Source organism: Umezawaea sp. Da 62-37 (genome assembly GCF_032460545.1).
Classification (GTDB): Bacteria; Actinomycetota; Actinomycetes; order Mycobacteriales; family Pseudonocardiaceae; genus Umezawaea.
Map to the genome: position 1 here is coordinate 1,541,344 of NZ_CP135965.1, position 15,194 is coordinate 1,556,537.

General features: G+C 72.8%; 12 protein-coding genes. 7 read left to right on the forward strand and 5 right to left on the reverse strand.

What is annotated here, in order from left to right:
- Positions 1 to 121: 121 nt before the first annotated feature.
- The 3 genes from RM788_RS06485 to RM788_RS06495 form a co-directional block, all read right to left on the reverse strand.
- Positions 122 to 2,515, reverse strand: coding sequence for a xanthine dehydrogenase family protein molybdopterin-binding subunit (locus tag RM788_RS06485; RefSeq protein ID WP_315930595.1), 2,394 nt, complete (start codon positions 2,513 to 2,515; stop codon positions 122 to 124).
- Positions 2,512 to 3,045 carry a (2Fe-2S)-binding protein gene (locus RM788_RS06490; protein ID WP_315930596.1) on the reverse strand — a complete coding sequence of 178 codons (534 nt, stop codon included), beginning with the start codon at positions 3,043 to 3,045 and terminating at the stop codon, positions 2,512 to 2,514. Before RM788_RS06490 ends, RM788_RS06485 begins: the two co-directional genes overlap by 4 nt.
- 160 nt (positions 3,046 to 3,205) lie before the next feature.
- A complete protein-coding gene (locus RM788_RS06495; RefSeq protein WP_315930597.1) occupies positions 3,206 to 3,847 on the reverse strand; it encodes a hypothetical protein in 642 nt (213 codons plus the stop codon).
- A 262-nt stretch (positions 3,848 to 4,109) separates the two neighbouring features.
- Between RM788_RS06495 and RM788_RS06500 the strand changes: the two genes are divergently transcribed.
- The gene (locus tag RM788_RS06500; protein ID WP_315930598.1) at positions 4,110 to 5,711 is read left to right on the forward strand and encodes a M4 family metallopeptidase; all 1,602 of its coding nucleotides are present in this window, start codon (positions 4,110 to 4,112) and stop codon (positions 5,709 to 5,711) included.
- A 53-nt stretch (positions 5,712 to 5,764) separates the two neighbouring features.
- Here the strand turns inward: RM788_RS06500 and RM788_RS06505 are convergent, their stop codons facing one another.
- Together RM788_RS06505 and RM788_RS06510 are read right to left on the reverse strand one after the other, a co-directional pair.
- A complete protein-coding gene (locus RM788_RS06505) occupies positions 5,765 to 6,505 on the reverse strand; it encodes a hypothetical protein (protein ID WP_315930599.1) in 741 nt (246 codons plus the stop codon).
- 18 nt (positions 6,506 to 6,523) lie between these two features.
- Positions 6,524 to 7,024 (reverse strand): hypothetical protein, encoded by a 501-nt coding sequence (locus RM788_RS06510; RefSeq protein ID WP_315930600.1) that lies wholly within the window; start codon positions 7,022 to 7,024, stop codon positions 6,524 to 6,526.
- Between the two features lie 332 nt (positions 7,025 to 7,356).
- Here RM788_RS06510 and RM788_RS06515 point away from each other — a divergent pair, with 332 nt between their 5' ends.
- From RM788_RS06515 to RM788_RS06540, 6 genes are all read left to right on the forward strand, one after another.
- Positions 7,357 to 10,359, forward strand: coding sequence for a CLIPPER-2 domain-containing protein (locus RM788_RS06515; RefSeq protein WP_315930601.1), 3,003 nt, complete (start codon positions 7,357 to 7,359; stop codon positions 10,357 to 10,359).
- A gap of 39 nt (positions 10,360 to 10,398) precedes the next feature.
- Positions 10,399 to 11,751 carry a hypothetical protein gene (locus tag RM788_RS06520; protein WP_315930602.1) on the forward strand — a complete coding sequence of 451 codons (1,353 nt, stop codon included), beginning with the start codon at positions 10,399 to 10,401 and terminating at the stop codon, positions 11,749 to 11,751.
- Positions 11,752 to 11,953: 202 nt separating this feature from the next.
- Positions 11,954 to 13,135: a serine hydrolase domain-containing protein gene (locus RM788_RS06525; RefSeq protein ID WP_315930603.1), complete on the forward strand. Its 1,182-nt coding sequence runs from the start codon at positions 11,954 to 11,956 to the stop codon at positions 13,133 to 13,135.
- A gap of 117 nt (positions 13,136 to 13,252) precedes the next feature.
- On the forward strand, positions 13,253 to 13,891 hold the full coding sequence (locus RM788_RS06530; protein ID WP_315930604.1) for a lysoplasmalogenase: 639 nt from the start codon (positions 13,253 to 13,255) through the stop codon (positions 13,889 to 13,891).
- A gap of 94 nt (positions 13,892 to 13,985) precedes the next feature.
- A complete protein-coding gene (locus tag RM788_RS06535) occupies positions 13,986 to 14,291 on the forward strand; it encodes a twin-arginine translocase TatA/TatE family subunit (RefSeq protein WP_315930605.1) in 306 nt (101 codons plus the stop codon).
- Between the two features lie 106 nt (positions 14,292 to 14,397).
- Positions 14,398 to 15,045, forward strand: coding sequence for a hypothetical protein (locus tag RM788_RS06540; protein WP_315930606.1), 648 nt, complete (start codon positions 14,398 to 14,400; stop codon positions 15,043 to 15,045).
- Positions 15,046 to 15,194: the final 149 nt, after the last annotated feature.

The following is a 15,194-nucleotide window of genomic DNA, read 5'->3' on the forward strand; positions in this document are numbered from 1 at the left end:
CGGCGGCCGGGCCCGCGGAGGAGGCCGTGCGGGCATCGCGGGTGCCCCTTCGGGTGAGGCCCCCGGACGTGCGGGAACGCCGCGGTACCGGACCGCGGCGTTCCCCTCGGGAGGGTTCCCGTCAGGAGCCCAGGACCCTGGCCGGGGTCATGGGCAGGGCGCGGACGCGCTTGCCGGTGGCGGCGAACACGGCGTTGCCGATGGCGCCGGGAACGGTGGCGTGGGTGGGTTCCCCCGCTCCCAGTGCGGGCTGGTCCGGGCGGTCGACGACGATGATCTGCAGTTCGGGGATCTCGTCGAAGCGGATGACCTCGTAGGACGGGCCGGGGGTGAAGGTGCTCTCCTGCCAGGTGAGCGTGGTGATCCGGTCGGCGGTGTACCCGATCTCCTCCTTGAGGGTCCGGCTGATCCCCTGGAGGACGTTGCCCTCGATCTGGTTGCGCACCCCGTCCGGGTTGACCACGATCCCGCAGTCGTGCACCACCACGACCTTCTTCACCACGACCTTCCCGTTGTCCACCTGGACCTCGACGTAGGTGGCCGCGTGGGCGCTGGTGGTCTCGTACTGCTGGTAGGCCACCCCCGCGCCCCGGCCGGGGGTCTTCGGCCTGGCCGCCCAGAACGGCCGCAGCAGCGAGCAGACGTAGGCGGCCCGCGAAGGCCCGTCGGTCGCGCCGAACGGGATGGCCGCCCCGGCCCGGTAGGCGCCGGGCGGTTGGAGGGACTTGATCCGCTCCTCCAACGGGTCCAGTCCCCGGCTGAGCACGAGTTCGTCGAAGAAGGACTCGTTGGCGAAGCTGTTGGAGAACCCGCCCAGCGACCGCACCGCGCTCGACCGGGGCAGTCGGTAGGTCAGCGGGGAGGCGGGGATCGCCGAGCCGTCCGCCGCGTTGCCGGTGCTGACGAACGACTTGACCAGGGTCGCCCGCGACCGCTTGGCGAAGGTGTAGGTGACGGGGAGGTTGCGGCCCGCCTGGTTGAAGGAGGAGTTGGGCAGGTTCGCGGGCAGCGCGCCCTGGAGGGTCGCCGCCAGCGCGGTGCCCGCGTTCCCGCCGCGCGGGCGGCTGTTCGCCGTCGGGAGGTAGGCGAGGTGGTCGAACGCCTGGATGCCCGCCGAGGTCGCCTTCCCCGCCATGTCGTGCGCCTGCGCGGGCGAGAGCGGCTCCCAGCCGAAGTCGTCCTGGCGGCTCCACTGCACCCGCACCGGTTTGCCCGCCAGCTTCGACAGCAGCGCGGCGTCCGCGGCGCAGTCGTCCGATCCGCTGTGGCCGTAGCAGCCGGAGGACTCCTCGTAGCGCAGGCGCACCGCGGCCGTGGGCAGCCCCAGCATCGAGGCGATCACCGCCTGGGTGTCGGTGACGTTCTGGCTGCTCGACCACACCGTGGCCTGGATGCCCGTCGCGGGGTCCGGGGCGGTGCGGACGTCGGCCACGGCGGCGGGCGCGCCCATCATCCCGTGCCCGTAGAAGGGCGTGAAGTACTTCGCCTGGAGGGTCGGCGAGTCGAACGCGGTCGCGGCGACCGTCTGCCCCGGCGGGTCGAACGTGTTCGGCGCGTAAGCGTTCGCGGGGTCCCGCAGCGCGTCGGGCAAGGTTGCCTGCGGGATCAGGTCGGGACCGTTGGTCCACGCCACCGTGATGCCCGTCGTGGGTGAGGCCGCACGGGCCGCCGCCCACTGGCCGGTGGCGAGGACACCGATGAACCTGCCGTCCCGCACCACGTCGACGAAGCCGGGGATCGCGCGGGCCCGGTCGAGGTTCGTGATCACCGGGTTGGTGGCGTTGCGGCCCGGTGGGCGCACCACGCGGGCGTGCAGCATGCCGGGCACGGTGACGTCGGCGAGGTACTTGAACGTGGCGTCGAGCTTGCCCGGCAGCTCCAGCCGCTGCACGTTCTTGCCGACGACCTTGTACTGGGCGGGAGCGACCAGGGGTGCCGCGCTGTCGGTGTAGAGCACGGAGCTCGTCTTCTTGATCAGCTTCGAGTACTCGACGGAGCGGTTGCGGTAGTAGAACTTCCCGTCGCGCGCCTCGACCTGCGCGGCGTCGACCTTGAACTCCAGCGCGGCCAGGCGCAGCAGTTCCCGGTAGGCGGTCGCGGCCGCTGCCCGCAGCTCCGGCGCGCCGACCTGGAGGCTCTTGGAGCCGTACGTGCCCGCTTGGCTGATCACCAGGTAGGTGTCGGACTGCACGTACTTCAACTCGGCGACCGGGTAGCGGAGCTCCTCGCAGACGATCTGGGACAGCGCTGTCCGCACGCCGGTGCCGAGTTCGACGCGTCCGCTGTAGAGGGTGATGTCGTCCTCGTCGAGCACCAGCCAGGACGCGGTCGGGGGCGGGGTCGGGATCGCGGGCAGGGCCGCCGGGTCCCTGACGATCCGCAGGAGGCTGTCGGGTTTGCCCGCCGCCTCCGCGGAGACCTCGGGCAGGCCGACGGCGAAACCGACGGCCACCACCCCCAGGCCTGTCAGGAAGCTGCGCCTGGTGGGTGCGGCGTGATCGGGTGGGGTGGTCATCGGAGCATCTCCTTCGCGGCCTTCTCGACGGCCGCGACGATGCGGTAGTGCGTGCCGCAGCGGCAGAGGTAGTTGGGCTTGGACCTGTCCGCCCCGCCGGAGAGGAAGTCCTTGATCTCGGCCTGGGTGGGCACCGTGCGGTTGCGGTTGCGCATCCGCTCCTCCAGCCACCCGAGCACGCCCATGACCATGCCGTTGAGGCAGAACCCGCACTGCCCGGCCTGGAGTTCGACGAACGCCTTCTGCAGCGGGTGGTCGTTCTTCTTCGACAGGCCGTCGAGCGTGCGCACCTCGGCGCGCTCGACGACGGTGTGCACCTGCGTGACGCAGGAGCGGGTGATCGCACCGTCGACCAGGACGGTGCACGCGCCGCACTGGGAGATGCCGCACCCGAACTTCGGGCCGATCTGCCCGTGCTGTTCGCGCAGCCAGTGCAGCAGCTGCTCCGAGGACTCCGCGGTGCCGCTGACGACCGACTGGTAGTCGGCCCTGACTTCCTTGCCGTTGAGCTTGATCCGCCGGACTGCCATACCGGTCCCCAGCCTTCGCCTGTAGAGGAAGTTGTCGTCCAGTGCCATCGCTTCCGGCGCGGAGGACGCCGGGGCAACCACCACGATGGGCGACGCGGAAGCGGGGGCGCTGCTCGATGGGGCAGTGATCAGGGCCGCCGCGCGGTCCCCACCCCCTCCGTCACTCGAAGGCGAACTGGGTCCCGGAACCCTGCTGCCGCACCAGTTCCATCGCGGCCTCGTAGGTCTGCCGGACGGAGAACCGCAACAACTCGGCCTGCTCCCGCAGGTCGTCGACGTCGACGGACCCCGACGCGCGCAGCAGGTCGGCCGCGGCCTCCGCCATCGACTCGGCCGACGCCGCGCCCACCCGGAAGTCCGCCAGCACCGCGTTGTAGCGCGCCGCGGAGTCGCCGGCGTCGAGCCCGAGTCCCTGGTCGAACACGAACGAGTCGGCGTCGACCGGCACCCCGAAGTCCGGGTCCGGCACGGCTCCCGCCGCGCTGTCGACGTGCTCGGCGAAGCAGTGCGACAGGGCGGTGAGGTCGTTGGTCACCTGGTCCAGCAACGCCCTCTCCTCGTCCACTTCGGACTCCCGCAGCGCCGTGGTCACCCTGCCGAGGACGGTGTCCAGGTCCTGGGCCACTTCCCGCCGGGCGCCGGCTCGCAGCTCGGCGAGGGTCCGGCCCGCGTACCGGTCGCGCAGGGTGTCGTAGGGGGCCATCGCGGTGGGGGCCGACGGCCAGGTCCTCGGCATCGCGTACAGGTCGTGGGGGAACCACTGCTCCCAGCGGGTCTCCATCACGTCGTTCGGACTGCTCATGGCGCGCCTCTCCTCGTCGGGGAACCCCAGACTGCGGTGGGCCCACCCGCCCCCGACCGCCTGAACGCGCCGACTTCCAGGCACCCGACCAGGTCGTCGCGGAGCGGGGCTGCCAGGGCACCGCGGTGTCCGGTCGGCCTGCCCGATCGGACAGCGCCGCCGCGGCGGGCACCGGGCGATGGGCCGCTGCCCGCCGTCGTGCCGGTCGCCTACGAATTGATCACCCGGCCACGAGCCGGGTTCACCGACCGAAGGACGATCCGTGCCCCACTTCACGACGCACCCCTCGCGGGTGCTCTCCTGCCTCGCCCTCGCCGCGGTGCTCTGCGCGAACGGCGCCCCGGCGAACGCCGCACCGGCGTTCGCGGTCGACCGGGACGCCGACCTGGTGACCGCTGTGCGGCCGGTCGCCGCACACCCCGCGGGCGGCGATCCCGCGACCGCGGCGGACGAGCACCTCCCGTTGGTGGCGCGGGGCTTCGACGTGAACCGCTCCACCCTGCGACAGGTGTCCGCCCGCGTCCTGGACGGCGGCAGCGCCGTGCGCTACCGGCAGGAGTTCTCGGGCGTTCCGGTGCTCGGAGGCGAAGTCGTGCAGCTGCTCGACCGGTCCGGGGCGCTGGTGTCGGCGCAGGGGCGCACCGCGCGCGGCACGTCCGGGGCCTTCCCCGCAGGTGACGCAACCGACGGCGGCCCGATCACGAAGGCCGCGGTCGCCGCGACGGCGGAACGGGCAGGCATGGACCCCACAGGGCTCATCACCTCCGGGGCCCGGCGCGGCTGGTACGACGCGGCGTTGTTCGGCGAGGGCGGTGACGGGGTCGCCAGGCCCGCGTACGTGGTTCCCGTGCGCGCGGCGGTCGACGGCAGGCGCTGGGAGGTCGTGGTCGACGCGGTGGACGCGACGGCGCTGACCGCGTGGGAGGCGACCGAGCAGGTGAACAACCGGGTCGTGTGCGACGCGAAGCGCACCGAGGTGGCGACCTGGTTCACCACGGACGAGCGGCTGCGGGCCGACGTCCGCTGCGGCACGACGTTCCCCGCGACCCGCACCGAGGATTCGCCCGCGAACGGGGAGTCCGATGTGGACGAGGTCTACGACCACCTCGGCCGGACCAGCGCCCTGTACTCCCGGCACCTGCGGGTGGACCTGACGACGATGCTGGGTGTCGACGTCGGCGACGGCAACGGGAAGGCGTTGCGCGCCACCGTCCGGTTGTGCAGCGCGGAGGAGGGCTGCCCCTACGCGAACGCGTTCTGGGACGGTGAGCAGATGGCCTTCGGCGAGGGCGTGAGCACCGTCGACGTGACCGCGCACGAGGTGACCCACGGGGTGACGCAGCAGATCTCCGGCCTGCTGTACCGGGGTGAGAGCGGTGCGATCAACGAGGCGATGTCCGACATCTTCGGCGAGTTCGTGGACCTGACGACGCCGGGCAAGCTCGCGGGCACCCGGTGGCAGATCGGCGACGGGTCCTCGCTCGGCGTCATCCGCGACATGGCCGACCCGACGAAGCACCGGCAGCCCGACCAGGTCGACGGGAAGTACTGGGTGTCCGGTGCCGATCCGCACCGCAACAGCGGCGTCGCGAACAAGGCGGCGTTCCTGATCGCCGACGGCGGGTCGTTCGGCGGTGAGACCGTCTCCGGACTCGGCCTGGACAAGTCCGTCGCGCTGTGGTGGGCGGTGCAGAACCAGCTGACCCCGGCCTCGACGTTCCGCGACCTCGGCACCGCGTTGGACACGGCGTGCGCGCTCAACTCGCGCGCGGCCGTCGCGGGCACCACCACGGGCGACTGCGACCAGGTGCGCAAGGCGGTGCGGGCCACCCGCATGGCGGAGGTGCCGAAGTCCGGCGCCTGATCCCGGCGCGGTGGTGGTGCCCGGACCACGGGCGCCACCACCTGCCGGTACGGCTACCCCGACTCCTCGCTGTCGGGGACCAGGACGTGGGGAATCGGGTTCTCGTAGTCGACCGGCGCGGCACCGTGCGCGAGGGCCCCGACCACCCGGTCGTAGTCCGCGCCGACGGCAGCTCGGAAGGCGTCGTCGCCGTGGGTGGCCCGACCGTCCGCGTGGATGAAGAGCGAGGCGGACCGCTCGGAGTTGGTCAGCCTGCCGTACTCCATCCACCTGAAGCGCAGTTCGACGTAGCGGGTGCCGGGCTCCTCCGAGGGGTGGGAGAACACCTCGATCTCGGCCTTGACCTCGGTCAGCCACGGCAGTCGGATGTCCCCGTCCCCCCTGCGGACGACCAGGTTCTCGATCGTCCAGCGCGTCCCTCCCAGCCCGCTGCACCGGACCCGGTCGAACGTGATCCGCAGGGGGACCGCGGAGGAGGCGAGCACGCGGTCGCCGTGGCCGAGCCGGAAGGTGCTCTCGGTGGTGCCCCAGGTGAAGTAGCCCTTCCAGTTCCAGTCGGTGCGCCAGGTGAAGGTGGCGTCCACCCCGGAGGACTCGCCCTTGCGGTACCCCTGGACGTACTCCGCCCCGAGCGGTGTCCGTTCCCGGAGGGTCGGGATCTCCAGTGAACCCTTGCGCAGGTGGAAGGTCACGACCGCGAGCGCGATCGACGCGGCGGTGACCAGCTGGAAGCCGGAGTCCGCGACGGCCTTCTCCGCGTTGTAGTCCGCGGTGCTGTTGAACGGTGCTGACATGTCGGTCCTCCGGTGGCGTCAGGCGGGTTCGGCGACGAGCGTGCCGCGCTCGACGGCCAGCAGGAGGAGGCGTTCCACGTGCTCGGGGATGTCCAGCTCACCGCGCAGGTACGCCTCCACCTCGGCGTCGGTGGGCACCGCGGGTTCCTCGGCGACGTCGGGGTCGTCGACGTGCGTGCGCGCGGTCAGCTCCGTCCACATGCGGTTCTTGGTGTCGTCGTCGAACGACGTCCAGTCCGCGCCCCAGGTGTCGTCCAGGTAGCCGGCGAGCACGACGTCCCACTCGTCGCCGTACTGCCCGCGCAGGTAGTCCCGGTTCTCCACGTCCAGCCAGTCGAAGGCGCCCGCCCCCTGCCGGGCGAACTCGAGCGCGAGCGCGTTCCTCCCCTCGTCGTCCAGCGCCGCCCAGCCACCGGTCGCACCCGCGAACTCCCGCAACAGGTGCTCCCACCCGTCCCCGTGGCGGCTCCTGAGCGCCCGGACGGTCCCGTCGTCGATCCACCCGAGGTCATCGGTCATGTCGTCCCCTCCGCAATCTCGTTGCCGGCCGGGAAAACAGTGCCCCTCCCCCGGCTCGGTGAGGCAGCGCTAAGGGGAAGACCAAGGGGCAGCACGATCACCGGCACCCCAGCGCCCGACGGCTCCCAGCCGGACCGCTGCCCGATGGGGCCGGGCGCGGTGCCCCGGTATCTGCCTCGCGCGGGACGTCCCGCGGCGCGGACCGCCTTAGCGTCACCGGCAGTCCGGCCGACGTACCGCGGCCACACCGGCATCCGAGGGGACACAGCATGTCGAAGCCACGGGCACAGGTAATCCGGAGACGCGGGGGGCGTGCCGCGGCGACGGCAGGGGTGGCGTTCCTGGTGTTGTCGTCGCTGACCGGACCGCTCGGCGGGGTGTCGTCGGCGCAGCCCGCGCCGTTGCAAGCGAGGACCTACGACTGTCCGCAGGACGCGAACGGGAACACCGGCACCACGACGAACCCGTACTACTACACCGTTCCCGAAGGCACCATGGGCCTGGACGTCATCGTCAAGGGCAACCGGGGCGGACCCGGCAACACCGATGGCGGTGACGAGGGCGCGGCCTCCGGCGGGGCGGGTGCGGTGCTACGGGCCTCCTTGGACGTCTCCCCCGGCGACGTGTTGCAGGTCTACCTGGCCTGCAACTACGGCGGCTACCACACCGGTGGGTTCGGCGGCTCGGGCCAGCTCGGTGGTGAGGCGGGCGGGAACGGCGGCGGCAGCAGCGCGATCGTCGCCGCGAACGGACTCGCCCTGGTCATGGAGGCCGCAGGAGGCGGCGGAGGCGGCGGCGACGCCAACAACGACACCAACGGTGGTGACGGCGGCAACGGCGGCATCAAGGGGTTCGACGGTTCCGGGGGCAACGGAGGCGCTTCCGGTGGTACGGGTGGATCCACGTCCGCGGGCAACGGGAACGGGGGCGGGAACTCCTACAACGGCTGGGTCGGCGTGTCGGGGGGAGGCGGCGGAGGCGGGGGCTGCGTCAAGGACGGCCAAGGCACCGGCGGTGGTGGTACCGGCGGCGAAGGCGCGCACAGCGTCACCGACGCGACCGGCGGGGGCGGCGGGGGCGGGGCCTCCTGCGTCCGCGACTTCCTGCCGGGACAGGCCGAGGAGGTGTACTCGTACTCCATCGAGGAAGCGGCCAACAACGGACCGGGCCAGGTCGTCCTCCAGCCCGCCCGGATCGCCCTCGCCGGGGTGTCCTCGACGGTGGTCGACCTCAACGGCAGCGGGCGGGACGACGCGGGTGACGCGATCGACTACACCTACGCGATCGAGAACGAGGGCACGACGACGGTCAACTCGGTCGCCGTCACGAGCACTCCCACCGCCCCCGCCACCACGGCTCCGGTGGTGACGTGCGCGGCCACACCGGTGGCGCCGGGCGGCACCGCGACCTGCACCGCCCGGTACGCGGTCACGACCGCCGACATCAACGTGGCCAAGGTCCGCACCACCGCGACCGCCTCCGCGCGATCAGCGCTGGGCGCCCAGCTGAAGTCGTCCGCCGTCGTCGACGACACGGCCCTCGACCGGCTGCCGGAGCTGACGATCACCGGTGGCGGGACGATCGCGGACCAGGGACGACCCCTGCGGCCGGACGACCCGGTGTCGGTCACCTTCACCGTCGAGAACACCGGCAACACCTCGGCTCCCGTCGGGCTGAACGTGCACGAGAACGATCCGGTCACGGCGCAGTCCCTCGCGGTGTGCCCCGACGGGACCGGCCGCCTCACCCTCGACCCCGGCCAGAAGGCCACCTGCACGTCCACGTACCGGCTCGTCCAGGCCGACATCGACCGGGGCTCGGTGGCCTTCGACGTCTACGCGGCCGGGCAGATCATCCCGTTCGGCGTGCTCCTCCGGGGCGAACTCAAGTTCACCGTGCCCATCGCGCAGTCCTCCGGGATCACCGCGACCGGCAGCGCCACGCTTGTCGACGCCGACCAGGACGGCCTCTACCGGCCGGGGGACCGGATCGACTACAAGATCACCATCGCCGACACCGGCAACACGACGCTCCACACCGTCTCCGCCGTGGGCGACGTGGTCGGCAAGGGCGACACCAAGATCGTGCTCACCGGCTGCCCGAACACCGGTGACACCACGCTGGACCCGCTCTTGCAGCTGGTGTGCACCGGCTCGTACACCCTGACCCAGGGCGACATCGACGCCGGCGTCGTGTCCTACAGCCCGGTGGTGAGCGGCACCACCGCGCAGGGCACGGCGGTGCTCCCCGCGGGAGCGATCGCGTTGACCACGGAACTGCCGAAGGTCGCCTCGATCGACCTGACCGCCAAGGTGCAGGGCGTGGACGACAGGAACGGCAACGGCAAGAACGACGCCAACGACGTCGTCACCTACGAGGTGGTGGTGAAGAACACCGGCACCACCACGCTGGCGGACATCGCGCTCTACGACATGCTGGGCGACTCGGTGCTGGACTTCCGGTGCACGCCCGAGATCGGCGCCGCGATGGCGCCGGGCGCGACGAGCACCTGCACCGCCGCGTACACGATCCGTCCCGAGGACACGACCGTCGGCTCACTGGCCTACACGCCGACCCTGTCGGGCGACTCGCCGGTCGCCGTCACGACGAAGTCGAACACCGCGGAGGTCCCGCTCGTCCAGTCCGCGCTCATGTCCGTCGAAGCGTCCACGGCGGACCTGTCCGACGGCAACCAGGACGGGGTCGTCGGCGGCACGGGCGACGACGTCGAGTTCCGGGTCCTCGTGCGGAACACCGGGTTCGTGGCGCTGACCGGCGTGGAGGCGACGGCGTCGTTGGCCTCCCCGGCGGGCACGCTCCCCCCGCTGGTCTGCACGCCGCCGCTGGCGGACGGCCTGGCCGCGGGCTCCCTGTCGACGTGCACCGCGACCTACCGGATCACCGAGGCGGACGCGACGGGCGGGAAGGTCGTCCTCGACGCCACCTCCTCGGCGACCGGTCCGGCGGGTGAGGCCGTGGCATCGCGGACCTCGACGACCGTCGCCGTGAAGGCCGCGCCGGTGGTCACCACGACGACCGCGCCGCCCACCACGACCACGACGACGGAGAGCCCGTCGTCCTCGGCACCCGCCACCTCGTCGACGCCCGCGTCGACGTCGGTGTCCAAGAGCACCTCGGCTTCCGCGTCCAAGAGCACGTCGGCGTCCGCGCCGAAGAGTTCGGCCGCCGCGGCCGGGGCGGTGTCGACCCCCACCACGCCACTGGCGTCGACCGGGGCGTCGGTCCGCGGCATCACCGTGTTCGCGCTCGTCGCGCTGCTCCTGGGATCGGTCGCGCTGCTCTCCCTGCGCGGCAAGCGCCGCAGCGGCAACTGACCGACGACTCCGCCGCACCGATCCGAGAGGGGACGAGGCATGTCCGGCTGGGTGGACGACCTCTGCGCACTGGCACTCGCGCACGTCGAGGAGGACCGCAGGCCCGCGACCAGGGGGGAGGACGGCGTCGAGGTCACGTACTTCCGGTTCGCGGAGTCGTGCCCTCCCGAGGTGGAGCAGCACCTGCGGCACCTCGCGATCACGGAACCGCCTGCGGGCCTGGCCGCGCTGCTGGAGGAGAACGGCGCGAGCCCCGAGGTCGAGCAGTTCCGCGAGTACCTGCGCCACCCCGACGTGGGAGGCGACCGGCTGCTCCTGCCGCACGCCGTGTGCCACCACCTGGCGCGGGGCGACGGAGGACGGGCCGCGGTGGCCTTCGCCCTGCTGGACCAGGAGTCCCCCGAGATCGCGGGCGCGCTCCTGCTGAGGTGCACGGTGCCCGCGCGGCTGGTGGCGGTGCTGTCCAACCACGGCGCGGGCCGGGACCTGGACCTGCCCGGACTCCAGGCCTCCCTGGACAGCCTTCCGCGGGGCGATCTGCTGCGCACCGTCGTGCTGGAGGACGCGGACGCGCTCGGGCTGGGCGAGGCGGACGTCGACGACGTGGTCGAACTGGCCGACTGGGTGTCGAGCGGCTTCCACGGCGACGTACCCGCCGCTGTGGCCGCGGACCTGCTGGCCGTCGCCTACCAGGAGGTCGACCCGCTGTTCGTCGCGTGGACCTCGGAGTGGAAGGCCTTCCGCGACTGGGCGACCTCCTGGTTCCCCAGCGGTTCGCCCGAAAACCTGGAGTCGAAGGCGCGGGGGCTGCGCGGTGACGCCTACGACCGGCGGCTGCGCAAGGAGGCCAAGGAGGTCAGCGAGAAGCGGGTCAGGGCCAAGGACGAGGCCCGCGGCCGGGGCGCCCGCCGCTTCCGCAACACCGTGGTCACCGACCACGGCGGGCGCAAGCGGGTCGTCAACCGGACACCGCTCGAACGCGGCGAGTCCGATGTGGACCTGTTCGAGGACCTGGTCCTCGACGCCCGCGCCGTGCGGCGGAAGTCCCGCCACACAATCAAGAGCGCGCACGACGGCGCAGTGGTGGAGTTCTACCAGCTCCGGGAACTGGTCCTCGTGCCGGGGAACGACGGGTTGGCCGACCTCCAGCAGCTCGACTGGATCCGGGAGGTGGGCAAGCGCGGGGTGCTGCGGGTGCGCAAGTCCCGCGCGCTCGGCGATCCTGGACGCGTCGAGCAGTGGGGCGCCCACGACCCTGACCTGTTCGCGCGGGCGCTGGGGAAGTTCACCGACAAGGAGGTCGTGGCGGGCGCAGGCGGCGAGCCCGAGGTGACCTTCGGCCTGGACGTGCCCAAGGAGCGGGAGAGGTTGCGGGCGGCAGGCGGGCTGTGACCCCGCGTCCCGTCGAAGGCCGCGGCGGATCGGGCACGACCGGCACGTCGGATCCGGGCCGCACCGCACGACGGCGCTCGGCGTTCTCCCCATCGGGCAGCGCCGCCTGCACCGCGAGCACACCCGCCGGGGCACCCGCGTCGCGAGCGCGGCGGCCGATCCTGGGACCAGCACCGTCCCCGGTTCCCGAAGGAGCACAACCGTGACCCACACCCTGTCCCGCCGCACGGCCCTGACCGCCGGGCTCGCCGCCGTCGTGGCGGCCGCGGTCGGCGGGTGCGGCGCACCCGACCCCGCGGAGCCGCGTTCCGGCGGTGCCGAACCCGGAGCGGACTTCGACGCCGCGACCGTCCAGACGCTCGACCGCCTGATGGGGGCCAAGATCGGCGACGCCGCGGCGCCCGGTGGGGTGCTCGGCGTCTGGGTGGGCGGCAGGGGCGCGCTGCGCAAGGGCTACGGGGTGGCCGATCTCGGGACCGGCGAGCCGATGACACCCGACCACGGGTTCCGGATCGCCAGCATCACCAAGACGTTCGCGGCCGGCGCGTTGATCCTGCTGGCCGAGCGGGGCGGGCTGACGCTGGACGACACGTTGGCTCGGTACGTGCCCGCGGTGGCGAACGCCGACCGGATCACCCTGCGGCAACTGCTCGACATGACCGCGGGCGTCTTCAACTTCACCGCGGACGAGCAGTTCCTGGCCGGTTTCGACCGCGATCCCACCGCGCCGTTCGGCGTCGACCGGGTGCTCGAGGTGCTCGGCCGCCACCAGCCGTCGTTCGCCCCCGGCGAGCCGGGCCGGTGGGAGTACAGCGACACCAACTACGTCCTGCTGGACCCGGTCATCCGGTCGGTGTCCGGCGCGTCGCCCGGCGACTTCATCGAGCAGGACGTCGCGAAGCCGCTCGGCCTGGCCCGCACGAGCTATCCCACGAGCCCGGACCTGCCCTCCGGGTGCGCCCGCGGCTACACCGACGGCGTCGAGGGCGGACCGCCGCGCGACATCAGCGCCGTCAACCCGGACGTGCCCGGCCCGGCGGGGGCGATGGTGTCCACCGTGGACGACCTGTGGACGTGGGTGGGGGCGCTGGCCGACGGCAGCCTGTACCGCGACGGCGGCTCGAAGGCGGCGCAGCAGGCGTTCGTCCCGGCGATCCGGTCCGGCCCCGTGCCCGTGGACTACGGGCTCGGGATGATGCGGATCAACGGGATGGTCGGGCACAACGGGGCGATCTACGGGTTCAACAGCGCGGTGCTCCGCCACCCCGCGTCGGACGCGACGTTCGTGGTCGCGCTGAACAAGTCCACCAACGACGAGTCCACCGCGCTGGAAGTCGCCCTGGACGCCGCGAAGGTCCTGTTCCCCGACGGGTTCGGCGGCTGAGCCGGGCGCGACGGCCGATCGGCCACACCCCCGGACGCTCTCCGCGGCCGATCGTCCACTCGACATCCGACCGGGTGGTGTGGCTACGCTCGGGGCCGATCCCCGGAGGTGCCGATCGTGAAGCGAAGGACCGGCAGTCGAGCGGCCCGCACGGTGTTCCCCGTCGTGGCGGCGGTCGACTGCGTCGCGGCCGTGCGCCGCGGGACGCGGGTGCGCCGGGTGTCCAAGCCCGCCGTGCTGGCGGTGCTCGCCGCGGGGCACCCGCCCGCCGACCCCGCCCTGGCGTTCGGGCTGGCCGCGTCGTGGGCGGGGGACGTCGCCCTGCTCGGCTCGTCGGACCGCGCGTTCCGGGCGGGACTCGGGTCGTTCCTGGTGGCGCACCTGGGGTACGTCGTCGCGCTCGGCCGGGGCTCGGTGGCCGGCTCCCGCGGCGCGGTCGCCCCGATCATGGCCGGTTTCGCCACGGCCGCCTGGTTCTCCGCGCGCGCGGCGGGCCCGCTGGGCAGGCCGGTGGCCGCCTACGCGCTCACCATCGGCGCCATGGTCGCGGCGGCGTCCACGTCCCGCGGACCGGGAGCGACCCGGATCGTCGGCGGCGCCGTGCTGTTCGCGGTGTCCGACGCGCTGCTGGGAGCGGGCAGGTTCGCCCTGACCGGCACCGCGGCGCGGGTGGCGGCCGCCGGGGTCATGCCCACCTACGCGGCCGCGCAGCACCTGATCCACACCGGGTTCGCGCGACGGCCAGGTCGCCGCTGACCGATCGGACAGTCCGGTCGCACGCGGCTTCCCGGCCCGGATCGGGCCCGACCGGCACCGCGCCCGGCCGCGGAGTCGTCCTACCGTCGATCCCATGTTCGGTTTGGGATTGGACCAGGTGCTGGTGCTGCTGGTCGTGGGGTTCTTCGTGCTCGGCCCGGAACGGCTCCCGCACGCCGCCGCGTCGCTGGCGCGCGCCGTGCGCCGCTTGCAGCGGTACTGCGCCGACGCGGAGGCGCGGCTCGGCACCGAGTTCGGACCGGGGCTGGAGGAACTGCGGCGACCGCTGCGCGAGGCGGCGGACGTGCACGCCACCGTCGTGAGTGGACTGCCCAGTCCCGCGCGTCCGGGATCGACCGTCCTGGTGGGCCGGGCGTCCCACGACCCCGAGGCCACCTGATGCGGGTCCGTCTGCCCCATCGCTTTCCCCATCAGCGCTTCAAGGGCTCGGCGCGCGACTGGCACGGTGTCGGTGCCGCGACGGTCGACAGGCTGAGGAGAGCGTGATGACATCGAGCACGTCCACCCCGTTGGACTTGGCGCCCTTCCCGAACACCGTGCGGGCGAGCGCGGTGACCGACGTGGTGCTGGCCTACAACCTGGCGCCGAGGACCCCCGGTTCGGAGGGACCCGACGCCGGCGTCCTGCTGCGGACGCTGAACCACGGCTGCGCCCGACTCGCCGCGCACTGCGAGAACGCCTTCCAGCTGCTCCCCTCCCTGCGGGCGTGGTCGGTGTTCGCCACGGGGAACCTGGACGACGCGATCGACGCGCTGGAGGCGCGCGGGGCCCGCGCGGACCGCGCCCCGCGGCTGCGGACGTGGCCGCCGGGACTGCTCGACGACCTCGTCGACTTCCGGGACGTCGAACCCGTCGACCTCGCCGTGTTCTCCCCCGCCATCGAGCGCGTCTTCCTCTCGGGCCACGCGATGGCGGGTGTCTTCGACCTGTGGAACCGCGACTTCGCCGACCGCCCCCTCCCCCTGTGCGGGACCGGCTCGTACCGGGTCCTCGACAACCTGGTGACGCTGCGCGAAGTCGTGGCCGACGTGCCCGAGTGCTGGAAGGCCACGGTGCTGGCGCTGTCGGACGAGGCCCTGGCGCTCGGCGAGCTGGCGCGCGAACGCCTGGTCGCCGTGCACCGGTTCCGGTAGCGCGGTGACCACCGACCCCCGCCGGGGAGTTCCGTCGTCCAGGAGTGCCGATCGCTCCGCCCGTGCCCGGAAATGCCCGGTGCGGATCGTGGTCACCGCACCACCGGGGTGGGCACGTGCCCGGACAGTGCCCGCGGACGGGGACCGTT

Excerpts from the sequence above, each read along its gene's own strand:
- RM788_RS06485 (WP_315930595.1), bottom strand. The coding sequence starts at position 2,515 with ATGACCACCCCACCCGATCACGCCGCACCCACCAGGCGCAGCTTCCTG.
- RM788_RS06490 (WP_315930596.1), bottom strand. The coding sequence starts at position 3,045 with ATGGCAGTCCGGCGGATCAAGCTCAACGGCAAGGAAGTCAGGGCCGAC.
- RM788_RS06495 (WP_315930597.1), bottom strand. The coding sequence starts at position 3,847 with ATGAGCAGTCCGAACGACGTGATGGAGACCCGCTGGGAGCAGTGGTTC.
- RM788_RS06505 (WP_315930599.1), bottom strand. The coding sequence starts at position 6,505 with ATGTCAGCACCGTTCAACAGCACCGCGGACTACAACGCGGAGAAGGCC.
- RM788_RS06510 (WP_315930600.1), bottom strand. The coding sequence starts at position 7,024 with ATGACCGATGACCTCGGGTGGATCGACGACGGGACCGTCCGGGCGCTC.
- RM788_RS06520 (WP_315930602.1), top strand. The coding sequence starts at position 10,399 with ATGTCCGGCTGGGTGGACGACCTCTGCGCACTGGCACTCGCGCACGTC.
- RM788_RS06535 (WP_315930605.1), top strand. The coding sequence starts at position 13,986 with ATGTTCGGTTTGGGATTGGACCAGGTGCTGGTGCTGCTGGTCGTGGGG.
- RM788_RS06540 (WP_315930606.1), top strand. The coding sequence starts at position 14,398 with ATGACATCGAGCACGTCCACCCCGTTGGACTTGGCGCCCTTCCCGAAC.